This window comes from Rufibacter ruber (assembly GCF_001647275.1).
Classification (GTDB): domain Bacteria; phylum Bacteroidota; class Bacteroidia; order Cytophagales; family Hymenobacteraceae; genus Nibribacter; species Nibribacter ruber_C.
Map to the genome: position 1 here is coordinate 43,661 of NZ_LRMM01000017.1, position 13,301 is coordinate 56,961.

The following is a 13,301-nucleotide window of genomic DNA, read 5'->3' on the forward strand; positions in this document are numbered from 1 at the left end:
TTGAACGGGGCAAAGGTATAAAAGAACCTACCGTACCAAAAGCGTTTTTGACCTCTTTTCGCCAAAACAGGTGAAAAACAGAAGGCCATCTCAAAGATGGCCTTCTGGTGCAGTTTCATGCAGGTGCTTCTACTTATCTGTACCTGCCGGTGGCGCTCTCGCTGCGTCTTATGCGCAGGTCCTGCAACAGAGAAGATTTGGCGTTGATGTTAATAGAGTAACTCTGGAACGGCCCCAGCGGCACCCAGCTGATAGACATCTGCCAGCAGTGCAGGTCCCGGTTTATGTTCAGGCTGGTATAGCTGAGTGTCTTGTTTTTGAAGTCATAGTTGGTGGTGTAGGTCAGCGCCCATTTATCTGTGAGGGTCACTGAGCCGTTGATCCCCGCAGAGGTGGCATTGTTCACCAGGCGGTCAGTGCTGAAGTCACGGGCGAAGTTGGAGGTGAACTGCACTGACATGGTCCAGGGAATGCTAAACTCCACATAGTCTGCGGCGGTCAGGTTGCGCTGCAGTGACGGCAGGTTGGTAGGCTGTGGAGCTCCCGTGTTGGCGGCGGCTGTGTTCTGCTGTTTACGGGCGGTGGGGTTTAGCTCAAAGCTGGTGTTGAAATTCAGGTTCATGAGGCGGGCAAACCGCAGGCCCCCGTCTTGCAGCAGATACCGGCTAACCCGGCGGCCGTTCACGTACTGGTAAGGGTCAAAGCTACCGGTGAGGTTGAACCCGAAATCATTGAACAGCCTGGTGTTCAGGTTGACATTGATAGTAGAAAGTTTGAAAGAGTCAGCGGCCATGTTGTAAGAGCCACTAATGCCAAAGGCGTCAATCAGACTCACTTTCTTGAATACCCCGGCGCTGTCTGTCTTCACTTTCATCTCCACGTTGTTCTGAATGCTGAACCCAATGGCGCTACTGAATCCAACGCCCGGAATACCAGAGGCGCCCTCCCCAAACCTGGAGACCAGTCTGGAATTGCCCAGGCTGTCTGTCTGTACCCGCTGGTAAAAACCATACTCCGGCCGGCCAAAATCTGGGGTAATGTTATAAGAGACAGAAGGGGTGAGCGTGTGTCTGATGGCTTCCAGCTTTTTCCCTTTGATTTGGGCAATGCCGTAAATGTTGGTGGTGAGGGAAAGGTTGCCGGAGTATTGGTAGGCCCGGTGTAATCCGTTGAGGGTGTCTACTTTCAACACATCACTCCCGGGAAGGCTGCTATACGTGTATTTGCGGGTAAACCAGCTTTCACTGTAGCTTACGCCAGGGGTGAGTTTGAAATACTTGAACAGGTTTACTGTCCCTAAAGTGATAGGAATATCATGGGTAATGGTGGGTCTGTTGCTGTTACGGTAGATCTCCCCCAGGTTCGTAAAGCTGATAGGGTAAATGGTGTCACGGCTTGCCACATTGGTAAACGGATAGCTTTGCCCGCCATTCAACCGTACATTGTTAGAAATATTCTGACTTAAACGCAGGTTATACCCCAGCCTGATCCCCTCAATCCATCTGCCGGTGAGGGTGCCGCCAAACCACTCAATAGGGCTTTGGCTGGATACCGAGAAGCTGGCCTGGGGGTTGAGGGTCATGACCTGGGGTTTGGTTACGTCATATGAATTGGTCTGGGATTGGGCCAGAACAAAATCATAGCTGATAGGCGAATTGGGGCTGCTCTTCCGGTAAGAGACGGTGGAGTAAAAGCTGGGGGATAAAGTGTTCTGAATGGTAGCATTGGGGTTTCTGATATTGGCAAACTGGCTGCTTACATTCACATTTGCTGAGAACTGCCCTTTGCCGGGTAAGGTGATAGGGGTGTGGTTCCAGCTAAGGGAGAAGTCTTTTGAATCGCCCAGGTTCAGCACCTGGTCTGTGGTGCGGCCAAACGGGATGCTTTCATTCCCTTTATTAGAGGCATACCTGATGTTAAAGCTGCCGTTGAACTTGTACCGTTTGGTATAGTTAGACTGTACGTTTACCGCATGGCCTCCCAGGGAATAAATATCACCGGTAAAACGCATGTCCATGTACTCATTCATGGCCCAGTAAAAGCCCCCGTTGCTGAGGTAATAGCCCAGCTGGGCAGACTCGCCAAAGGTGGGAATGATCACCCCAGACCCCCGGGTGCGCGGTGAGGGGAAGAACCCGAACGGAAACCCAATGGGCGTTGGTACGTCTGCAAACACCAGATGGAACGGCCCGGCCACCACCCGGTCATTGGGAATCACCTTCATTTTGGTGGCCTTGATGTAAAAGTGGGGGTGCTCTAGATTACAAGTGGTATATTTGGCGTGCTGGCCGTAAATTTCGTTCAGCTCGTTTTTTTTGATGGTCTCCGCGTGAATGTAGCCCTCCCCCTGGGTGGTGATGGCCCCCATGACCCTGCCCCGCTTGGTTTTGTAGTTATAGGTCATGCTCTCCGCCTGGTAGGTCTCCGCCCCGTTTTTGAACACCGGCTGCTGCTGGAGCTTTCCGGTAGAGTCTTGCACCCCCTGGGCGGTGATGATGTTGGTTTTCCAGTTGATCTGGATAAAGGCGGCGTCCAGGGCTATCTCTCCATAATCAATGTGCGCGTCACCGTACAGAAACATGATCTGGCTGATGGCGTCATACCTGATAGAATCTTTGGCCTTATAATTGATAGTGGTCTCAATATCGCCGCGCTTGGCGGCGTTAGTAGTATCAGCGGCGGCGTTAACGGTGACAGAGTCAGGTGAGGCGGTGGTAGTAGAGGCGGGACGTACTTGTGCATTTCCCTCTGTGCCGGAAAAAAACGCAGCCAGTAGCAACAGGCCTAGTACCAAAAACTGGAGGGATCTTTTCGGAATCAAGTAAAGTTTTTGTTATTTTGTTACTTAGCTACAAAGTTATTAACAATAGCTTTTAACTAACGCATACCGTGAAAAATATTGTCCTGCTTACCGTACTTGTTCTTTTATTTCTGCCTTCCTTCACTCCTGTCAAGCGGAAGGAAGTGAAAATACGCACGGTGGTGATTGATGCCGGTCACGGGGGGAAAGACACCGGGTGTAACGGTAACTCTGCCAAAGAGAAAGATGTTGCCTTAAAGGTGGCCCTGCAATTGGGCAGCCTGATTGAAGAAAATCTTTCAGACGTGAACGTCATCTACACCCGTAAGAATGATACGTTTGTAGAGTTGATTGACCGGGCGGGCATCGCCAACAAGAACCACGCAGATTTGTTTATCTCCATTCACTGCAACTCCGGCCCCAGCGCCGCCTTCGGGACCGAGACCTATACCATGGGGCTGCACAAAACCACCAGCAACCTGTCTGTGGCCCAGCGCGAGAACTCGGTTATCTTGCAGGAAGAAAACTACAAAGAGAAATACAACGGCTTTAATCCCAGCTCCCCGCAGAGCCATATTCTTTTCAGCCTGTACCAGAGCGCCTATATTGACAACAGTCTTAGATTTGCCCAGAAAGTAGAGCAGCAATTCAAACATAAAGTGGGCCGCTCCAGCCGCGGCGTAAAGCAGGCGGGCTTCTTAGTGCTCTGGAAATCAGCCATGCCCAGCGCGTTGATTGAAATTGGCTTCCTGACCAATCCCAAGGAAGAAGTGTTTCTCAACGATAAGACCAATCAAACGTATATGGCATCAGGCATTTACCGCGCTTTCAAAGAATACAAGCAAGAGCTGGAGGCCATGAACTAACTAATCCTACACTGTGAAATTTTCTAAAGAACTCAAAGTGGCGCTACTCGGCATTGTAGCCGTAGTACTCCTCTATGTGGGCTATATATTCCTCAAAGGAACAGATATCTTCTCAGATACCCGTACCTATTATGTCACCTATCAGAACGTAGAAGGCCTAACCAAATCAAACCCGGTGGTGCTGAATGGTCTGCGGGTGGGGCTGGTGCAGGAGATGCAGCTGCAGCAGAACAAGGGGAACGCGATCATGGTCACGCTGGCGATCAACAAAGACATTGAAGTGGGAGACTCTACCGTGGCCCAGCTGGTGAGTTCAGACCTGCTGGGAGGCAAGTCCATAGAACTGTACATGGGCCGGAACAGGACGCGCTATGAAGGCGGGGAACACCTGATCCCTTTCCAGAAGGAAAGCCTGACCGATATGTTCACCAAAAAAGCCATGCCGGTTTTAGATACGGTTGACTCCACGTTGGTCAGACTGAACCAGTTCCTGGACAAAGATGCCAAACGGAGCATCCAGTCTATCTTGCTCAATGCAGAGGCCACCTCAGAGGCGCTTCGCATGATAGCCTTGTCTAACCAGGGCAACATCAACCAGATTACGGGCAACCTGGCCGCGCTAACCGCTTCCCTGCGGGGGACTGAGGCCAAATTCAGTCAGCTGGCCTCTAACCTGAACACCCTCTCAGACACTTTTGATATTCAGTCAGTGAACCGGACCATACGGGGGCTGGACAGCACCGTGGCGCAGGCCCAGCTGACCATGCGCAGGCTGAATGAGAACACCGGTACCTTGGGCCGCATCATGAATGACGACTCCCTGTACCGCAACCTGAATGCCTCTTCTGAGAGTTTGAATGCCCTTTTGATGGACTTGAAAGCCAACCCTAAACGCTACGTGCACTTCTCCCTGCTGCAGATTGGCGGCGGTACCAAAGTTGACAAAGCCGGCAGCGTGAAAGAAGCCGCTAAAGTAAAAAATGCCACCAATGTGCAGAAGGCAGGCACGGTGGAGGAGGTAGAGAAAAACTAACGTTTACCCCTGAGAAGGGATACCCTACAGGAAGCGTTTCCGGGCTGGTTTTTCAAAAACAGCCCGGAAACGCTTTTTTGTTTCTTCCGTTTACCAAAAAAAGAAACTTTGCTAACAGGTGTTAGGTTGGCTCGCCATAATTTCTATATTTGTAAACGAACCGTATGCAGAGAATAAGGGGCGCCTTCTGTAGAACCTCTGCACCTGAAGGCTTTTTGCTTCACTATTCCCGTACCCAACAACATCTATTGTACGCACCCATCATGGACATTGAATTCAACAAGAACGAAGACGCCCTCAAGCAGCTTTCCTTTCAGCTTTCAGCCAAACTTAAAAAGGTGGCACAGGGCGGCGGCGAGAAAGCCATTGCCAAGCAGCACGAGAAAGGAAAACTTACCGCCCGTGAGCGCATTCAATATTTAATAGATGAAGATTCTGAATTCCTGGAGATTGCCGCCTTTGCCGGCGAAGGCATGTACCAGGAATACGGCGGCTGCCCCAGCGGCGGCGTGGTCACGGGCATTGGCTACGTAAAAGGCCGGCAGTGCATGATAGTGGCCAATGACGCCACCGTGAAAGCGGGGGCGTGGTTCCCCATCACCGCTAAGAAAAACCTTAGAGCCCAGGAGATTGCCCTGGAGAACCGACTGCCGGTCATTTACCTGGTAGACAGCGCGGGCGTTTTCCTGCCCATGCAAGACGAGATTTTCCCAGACAAAGAGCACTTTGGGCGCATGTTTAGAAACAACGCCATCATGAGCAGTGAGGGCATCGTGCAGATCTCGGCCATCATGGGCTCTTGCGTGGCGGGCGGCGCGTATCTGCCTATTATGAGTGACGAGGCCATGATTGTGGAAGGCACCGGCTCCATCTTTCTGGCGGGTTCTTACCTGGTGAAAGCGGCCATTGGCGAAACCATTGACAACGAGACCCTCGGCGGAGCCACCACCCACTCAGAAATCTCCGGCGTAACCGATTACAAGTTCAAAACCGACCAGGAGTGCCTGGACCACATACGCAACATCTTTGACAAGATGGGCGACAACCCCAAAGCCGGTTTCAACCGCGTGGCATCGGCGCAGCCGAAACTGGACCCGAAGGAGATCTACGGGATTCTGCCCCAGGACCGCGTGAAGCCCTATGACATGATGGACATTATTCTGCGGCTGGTAGACAACTCAGAGTTTGAGCCTTACAAAGACCTGTACGGGCAGAGCCTCATCTGCGGCCTAGCCCGCATTGACGGCTGGGCCGTGGGCATTGTGGCCAACCAGCGCAAGATTGTGAAAAGCAAGAAAGGCGAGATGCAGATGGGCGGCGTGATCTACTCAGACAGCGCAGACAAAGCCGCCCGGTTCATCATGAACTGCAACCAGAAGAAGATTCCGCTCCTATTCTTACAGGACGTGTCTGGTTTTATGGTGGGTAGCAAAGCCGAACACGGCGGCATCATTAAAGACGGGGCTAAACTGGTGAACGCCATGAGCAACAGCGTGGTGCCCAAGTTTACCATTATTGTAGGCAACAGCTACGGCGCGGGCAATTACGCCATGTGCGGCAAAGCCTATGACCCGCGCCTCATCTACGCCTGGCCCACGGCGCAGTTGGCCGTGATGAGCGGCGCCTCGGCGGCCAAAACCTTGTTGCAGATCCAGGTGGCGTCTCTCAAAGCCAAAGGCGAAGAGATCACCCCGGAGGCCGAAAAAGAACTGCTGGACAAAATCACCGCGCGCTACAATGAACAGCTGAGTCCGTACTACGCGGCGGCGAGGCTGTGGGTAGACGGCATCATTGACCCGCTGGAAACCCGCAAAGTGATCTCCATGGGCATTGAGGCCGCCAACCACGCGCCTATCACCAAGCCCTTTAACGTAGGCGTGATCCAAACCTGATTTTAATTTAGAATTAAGAATTAAGAATTTGACAGGGATTCCCTGGCCCGCCTCTGGCGAGTGTGGGCTGTCTTCGGCCTCTGGCCGAATCACGGGTGTAGTTGAAGCGGGACGCCGTTTGTACCCCACGCTCGCCAGAGGCGGGCGAAGGGCAAGAGGTGTCTGGCACAAACTTCTGCTCTGGTTTCCGTTTCTGGCCTGTTTTCAGGAAAACAGGCCAGAAACAGGACTGCAGGCACTGGTGGGCAGGTTCAAAAGCAGTAGCAAACCAAGGAAGGAGGATGAAATGCGTTTTTGGGCTGATTTCAGAAAAACAGCCCGGAAACGCTTTGTCCTTGATTCACGTTCTCTAAAAGTGGGTTTTGGAGAATCTGTTGCTAGGTTTTCTGAGCAGATGTAATTCTTAATTCCTAATTTTAAATTCTTAATTGAATAGAGTTGACGAACAAAGAGATAAAAGCGCTTATTTCCCTGTTAGATGATGAAGACCCGGATGTGGTGGCGCACGTGCAGGGCAAAATTGTAGAGCTGGGGGAGACCATCATTCCGTTTCTGGAGGAGTCCTGGGAGGAAAGCCTGAACCCAGATTACCAGAAAAAGCTGGAAGACCTGATCCATGACCTGCAGTATGAGGCCTTGCGCCGCAGAATGAAGGCCTGGAAAGAGGAGGGGGCAACTGACCTGTTGCACGGCATGTGGCTGGTCAATACCTACCAATACCCAGACGTGACGCTGGAGCAACTGAACCAGCGCCTGGCCGAGCTCTATTATGAGGCCTGGGTGCACGTGAAGGAAGACATGCACCCGTATGACCAGGTAAAAGCGCTGAACCACGTGCTTTTCAAACTGCACCATTTCTCAGCCAACACCAAGAACTTTCACGCGCCGGCCAACTCCATGCTCAACCAGGTGCTGGAGTCTAAGCGGGGGAATCCGCTCTCGCTGTGTGTGATCTATTTGAACCTGGCGCAGCGGCTGGGGCTGCCCGTGTACGGGGTAAACCTGCCCAACCTCTTTGTCCTTACGTTTAAAGGCGATATTCTTCCGCAGTTCTACATCAATGTCTACAACCGGGGGCTTATTCTCACCAAGGCAGACATTGACAACTACATTCTGCAGCTGAACCTGAACCCGGTGGATATCTTCTATGAGCCGTGCGCACCCATTGACATTGTGCGCCGCGCCCTCCGGAACCTCTCTCTGTCTTTTGAGAAACTGAACGATCCTGAGAAGGCCGTAGAAATAGAAAAACTGCTGGAGGTGCTCTCTGATGATCCCGTAGCCTCTGCCTCTGAAGAGAAAGACCCTTCTGAGGGCGAAGACGAGACAGGTGATGAAGATTTTAAGGAAGGAGACGATTGGTAAGAAATGCGTTTTTGAGCTGTTTTCTGTAAAACAGGCCGAAAACAGAAAGATTGAAAAGCTGCTCAGAGGGGCAGCTTTTTTTTATGCTCCTCCTGCGGCGTTGAAATGTTGGGCAATGGTAACTTAAGTACTTGGACAGAAATACCTATACATACTTTACTCTCTGTCATCCTGAAAGGATCTCGGTGGCAAACGGCAGAAGCGGCCAAAAAGAGCTTCTCTAGTTCGCTCACAAGATCCTTCCAGTATGATAATGTATAATTTATTTTATCTTTCTACTTATAAGGCAGATTGTAAGCCCAAGGCACTTGAAACGAAGCTGAAAATATGTATCTTTCTATGCTGTGGCAGGAGAAGGAGCCTTTATGGGAGATACATTGACTCGTTTTATTGTAAGTGCTTTTCTGGCGGCGGTTCTGTGCGCAGGGGCGGTAGCTCCTGTTGCTGGTCAAAACGCGCCAGCGCCTCTTTCTGCCCATGAGACAACAGCAAAACTGGCTCCCGCTCTGAGGCAGTTGAAAAGTAAAGGCAAGCGCCAGGTGCGGGTGCAGGTAACAGATGTTCCATCCTTCACCAAGTGGCTTTCCAAAACGCTGCCCACCGCCCAGCTACTTCAGGTAGACTCAGCCAGCCGCACAACCCTTCTTTCAAACCTACATTCTAAAGATTATTTGGCCCTGACGCAATGCCCTTGGGTAACCTTTGTAGATGTAGCAAACAGAGAGGCGCGGGAAGAGGCGCACCTGCAGAACGCTGACCTTACTGTAAATAACGTAGAGGCGCTGCACCTGCGGTTTCCCCACTTAACCGGGGTAGGGCTGGTGGCGTCAGTGAAAGAGAACCAGTTTGACTCGGCAGACATTGATTTCAAACACAGGGTGATTCCCTCAGCGGGGCTTACGGGAGTGGCCAATCCGCATGCCACCACTATGGCCACACTCATTGGCGGCGGCGGCAATTCCTCACCAGCCGGAAAGGGCGTGGCCTGGCAGAGCACCCTCACGGCCTCAGATTTTGCCAACCTCATGCCAGATAACCTGAACCAGCTGAAAACCCTGGGGGTAACGGTGCAGAACCATTCATACGGGGTGGGGGTAGAGAATTATTACGGGCTGGAAAGCCAGGCCTATGACCGGCAGGTGTTGCAGTACCCAGAGCTGCTGCACGTGTTCTCTTCCGGCAACGCCGGAAACCAGGCCGCGGCAGATGGGCCGTATGCCGCCCTGACGGGCTTTGCAAATCTCACCGGGCAGTTCAAAGTTTCAAAAAATACCTTAACCGTGGGGGCAATAGATACGGCGGGGCAGGTGGGGCTGCTCAGCTCGCGCGGCCCCACCTATGACGGGCGAATCAAGCCGGAGGTAGTGGCCTTTGGGGAGTCTGGCACATCTGAGGCCGCTGCGGTGGTGTCTGGCATTGCGCTGCTGGTGCAACAGGCGTATCAGAAACAGCAGGGCGGGCATTTGCCGCCGTCGCACCTGGTGAAAGCCGCCATTCTCAATGCCGCAGATGATAAAGGAAGCCCTGAGGTGGACTACGCCGCCGGATTTGGCAACGCAGATGCGCTGGGGGCGGTGCAGGCTGTGCAGGAGAACAGATTTGTGCTGGGGAAAGTAGGGCAGGGGCAGGTACAGAAGATTCCCGTTCTGGTTCCGGCTGGAACATCCCGGCTAAAAGCGACCTTGGTCTGGCATGAGGTAGAAGGTCTGCCCAACGCCCCCGCTGCGTTACTCAACGACCTGGACCTGAAGTTAACCTCTCCTGCTACTGGGCAGGAGTGGCTGCCGTGGGGACTTAGCACGTTTCCGCATAAAGACTCCCTGCTGTTGCCCGCCCGCCGGCAGGTGGACCGTCTGAACAATGTGGAGCAGATCACGCTGGCGTTGCCAGAGGCAGGTCCCTATGAGCTGCATGTGACAGGGTTCGGGGTGAATGCAGGTGATCAGGACTTCAGCGTGGTGTATGAGTTTGAGCAGAGATTTGCATGGGCCTACCCAACGGCCGGGAGCCCCCTAAGGAGTGATGAGAAAAACAGGCTCCGGTGGCACCAGCCTATTAATACCGGGGAGAAGGGCCGGTTGGAGTTCAGATGGGCTGGAACGGCACCAGGGCGTTGGCAGGTGCTGCAAGAGCGGGTAGATTTGGCTAAGGAGCAGCTTGACTGGACAGCTCCCGCAGACACCGCCGGGCTGGCAGAACTGCGCATGGTCATAGGGGCCGAAGTGTTTGCCACAGGAACGGTGGTTGTGAGCCCGGTACTGCAGATGCAGGTGGGGTACCAGTGCGGGGAGGAGGTGATGCTTTTCTGGCCCAAAGCAGAAGGCGCAGAACAGTACCAGGTGTATAGCCTGGGGGAGAAATTTCTGGAGCCTCTGGTGCAGACAGCAGACACCATGGTGGTACTGTCTAAGAATACGAATGGCTCCCTGTATTATGCCGTAAGCCCGCTGGTTGCAGGTCTAAATGGACAGCGCAGCCTCACCCTTCACTATGCACAGCAAGGGGTAAGCTGTTACATAAAGAATTTTTTGGCGCAGCGGTTTGTCACAGACACGGTTCTGCTAAATCTAGAGCTGAGCACCACGTACGGGGTGGCGGCGCTTTTTCTGGAAAAGAAGGTTGGCAGTGAGTTCAGAACCCTATCAGAGATTCCTTTGTCGCGGCAGGTTGGTTATGTGCTGCAGGACCTGGAGCCAGCCCCTGGCAGAAACGAATACAGAATCAAGGTGGTCACCAGCACCGGCCAGACCTTCTACAGCCCAACAGAGGCCGTGGTGTTTGCTCCTGCAAAATATATCCAGGTGTTCCCTAACCCCATCAAAGCCGGTAATGAATTAAGCCTGATCACCCATGATGACCAAAAAAGCCAGATTCTGGTGTATGACCACCTGGGGCGTCTGCTACGGCAAACCCATCAAGACGGCGCGGTGAAGTCCTTGTCTACTGCAGGTTTGTCGGCAGGTCTGTATATGGTGAGAGTGGTGTCAGCCCAAGGGCAGCTGCTGCAGGCGCGGGTGGTGGTATTCTAAGGAGAACGTTAGTTTGATTCTGGGGAAAAACCGTTGTAGTAGAGGTGACGTGGTGTGCCGGTTGCAGACAGCCTTCTGATTCTTTTCCTGTTTTCGGGCTGTTTTTTGAAAAGTAGCCCCAAAACAGCTTTTATTTTAGGGCCTTGCCTGAAGTTATGTTTGCCACCAGCTAGGCAAAGGGTATGAAAAAAGGCCTCCGGTTAGGGAGGCCTTTTTTTATATCCAACCTAGAGGTGTGTTTAATAGAGATAGTTCAGCGCCGTTTGGTCATTGGAGTTGAACGGACGGTTCTGGCCTGTGCCAATACAGGCGAGCATCCAGGAGGTGGCGTCTGCGGTGGTGGGGGTGCCGGGAATGTGCACGGCTCCCACGGTGCTGGCCCCTTCGTTGGTGTAGGCCCCGCCGCAGCTGTAGCTCCGGTCCATGTAGTCAGTGTGCCGAAAGCCAATGCAGTGGCCAATTTCATGCGCCAGAATGGTGGCCAGGTAGTTGGTGTTCGGGTTAGAGCCTATGGCGTTAGAATTCACCTTCACACTGCTGTAAGGGTTTCCGCCAGAGGGGAAGCCCGCTGAGGCCAGGTAGCTGCCGTTGCCCCGTACAATGTCTATGTTTCCGTTAGAGGCCACGCGCCTAAAGGAGATCAACAGCCCCTGCGCATTGTAACGGGCAATTGCTTCATCTAAGGCAGCCACGTAGCTGGAAGGCAAGCGGCTAGACATGCTAACGGTGATCACGCGGCCGGTTCCGGCATTTACCAGGTTGGTAGTACGGTATTGTTCCGTCTCGCCAACCCTCAGGAATTTTGCATCATGGTTGCTGTCCAGTTCCTTGTCAGTTAAGAAGATATCACCTTCTACCAGGTATCCGCCTTCCATGGCCTGTACATCAGTGGTCCCGAAACCCATGGCGTAAATTTTTGAAAGTGTATCCTGGGAGATGGCTGCTTTTTCTACGGCGGCTTCTTCATCTACTGAGCAAGAGGTGCTGCCAAGTACTAAGACTGCTGCCGCAAGTTTGAGGGAGTAAGGTAACTTCATAAATTGTTTGTTAGGGGGTTGCTGAAAATAATGGTTGGTTGATAAGTAGGAGTATAGGTTGGATATTTAAAGGTTGAAAACAGGTAAAAGTTATTACTGTGAAATAGACTTTATTTTATGTTTATGCTAAAGAATATCAATTGTCAGAACAAGAATAATTATTCCGGTAGCTAACTTGGAGTACTGTAAAAAAAGGTGAATGTAGATGGATGGGATAGGTGCTGGTTTTAACGAATAAAAGGCGGGTGAGGTTTTGCCGTTTAATAGAAAATTAATAAAATAAATTGGTTGGTATAATTAGGAAAATAAAGGCAATACAAATCCAGGGTGAATTTTGTAATTCACCCTGGATTTAAACAGTAAATAGCGCTAGTGAAAGGTGCTTGTTTCCTTAGCTAGTGCTGAAATTCATGCCTGTTTAGTAAAGATAATTGAGGGCTGTGCGGTCATTGGAGTTGAACGGACGGTTCTGCCCGGTGGCAACGCAGGCGAGCATCCAGGAGGTGGCGTCTGCGGTGGTGGGGGTGCCGGGAATGTGCACGGCTCCCACGGTGCTGGCCCCTTCGTTGGTGTAGGCCCCGCCGCAGCTGTAGCTCCGGTCCATGTAGTCTGTGTGGCGGAAGCCGATGCAGTGGCCAATCTCATGCGCCAGGATGGTGGCCAGGTAGTTGGTGCCCGGATTTGAGCCTAAGTAGGTGGAGTTCACCAGTACCTTGTTGTACGGGTTTCCGCCAGAGGGGAAGCCCGCTGAGGCTAGGTACGAGGCGTTGGTGGGCGACTTGGTCAGTAAGATGTTGTACCCAGAAGATACTCTCCTGAACTTGATGAGCAGGTTTTCAGCGTTGTATCTTCTAATAGCCTCGTCTACCGCTGTGGCGTAAGCGGTAGGCAGGGTGGTAGAGACTGCTACGTTAATGGTGCGGCCGCTGCCTACGTTGACCAGGTTAGTGGTGCGGTACTGCTCCGTCTCCCCTACACGCAGGAATTTGGCGTCATGCGTGGTGTTTAGTTGCTCATCGGTTAACAGGATGTCTCCTTCCACCAGATAGCCACCTTCTACTACCTGTACATCAGTAGTGCCAAAGCCCATCTCGTAGATTTTAGCAAGGGTGTCTTTTGAGACGGCGGCCTTTTCTACTACTTCCTCCTCAGTGGTGGAACAGGCGGTGCTTCCTAACAGTAAGGCAGCAGCAAACAGCTGGATTGTGTAAAATTTTCTCATAAAGCTTATTGGGGGTTATGTTAAAAGATAAGCCTATATTATGAATATTGGTTTGTA

General features: G+C 52.2%; 8 protein-coding genes. 5 read left to right on the top strand and 3 right to left on the bottom strand.

Features of this window, described 5'->3' with window-relative positions; translation table 11 throughout:
• Window positions 1–133 precede the first annotated feature (133 nt).
• Window positions 134–2,821, bottom strand: a complete 2,688-nt coding sequence (locus A8O25_RS08840; RefSeq protein WP_153042665.1) for a putative LPS assembly protein LptD — start codon at window positions 2,819–2,821, stop codon at window positions 134–136.
• Between the two features lie 68 nt (window positions 2,822–2,889).
• Here A8O25_RS08840 and A8O25_RS08845 point away from each other — a divergent pair, with 68 nt between their 5' ends.
• The 5 genes from A8O25_RS08845 (at window position 2,890) to A8O25_RS08870 (ending at window position 10,985) form a co-directional block, all read left to right on the top strand.
• Window positions 2,890–3,666, top strand: coding sequence for an N-acetylmuramoyl-L-alanine amidase family protein (locus tag A8O25_RS08845; RefSeq protein WP_066833733.1), 777 nt, complete (start codon window positions 2,890–2,892; stop codon window positions 3,664–3,666).
• Between the two features lie 13 nt (window positions 3,667–3,679).
• Window positions 3,680–4,699, top strand: a complete 1,020-nt coding sequence (locus A8O25_RS08850) for an MlaD family protein (protein ID WP_066833736.1) — start codon at window positions 3,680–3,682, stop codon at window positions 4,697–4,699.
• Window positions 4,700–4,962: 263 nt separating this feature from the next.
• Window positions 4,963–6,591, top strand: coding sequence for an acyl-CoA carboxylase subunit beta (locus tag A8O25_RS08855; RefSeq protein WP_066833739.1), 1,629 nt, complete (start codon window positions 4,963–4,965; stop codon window positions 6,589–6,591).
• Window positions 6,592–7,029: 438 nt separating this feature from the next.
• Window positions 7,030–7,956, top strand: a complete 927-nt coding sequence (locus tag A8O25_RS08865) for a transglutaminase-like domain-containing protein (protein WP_066833746.1) — start codon at window positions 7,030–7,032, stop codon at window positions 7,954–7,956.
• 365 nt (window positions 7,957–8,321) lie between these two features.
• Window positions 8,322–10,985 carry a S8 family serine peptidase gene (locus A8O25_RS08870; protein ID WP_082893535.1) on the top strand — a complete coding sequence of 888 codons (2,664 nt, stop codon included), beginning with the start codon at window positions 8,322–8,324 and terminating at the stop codon, window positions 10,983–10,985.
• 239 nt (window positions 10,986–11,224) lie between these two features.
• Here A8O25_RS08870 and A8O25_RS08875 read toward each other — a convergent pair whose 3' ends face one another.
• A complete protein-coding gene (locus tag A8O25_RS08875; RefSeq protein WP_066833752.1) occupies window positions 11,225–12,022 on the bottom strand; it encodes a M57 family metalloprotease in 798 nt (265 codons plus the stop codon).
• Window positions 12,023–12,440: 418 nt separating this feature from the next.
• The gene (locus A8O25_RS08880) at window positions 12,441–13,244 is read right to left on the bottom strand and encodes a M57 family metalloprotease (protein WP_066833754.1); all 804 of its coding nucleotides are present in this window, start codon (window positions 13,242–13,244) and stop codon (window positions 12,441–12,443) included.
• Window positions 13,245–13,301 lie beyond the last annotated feature (57 nt).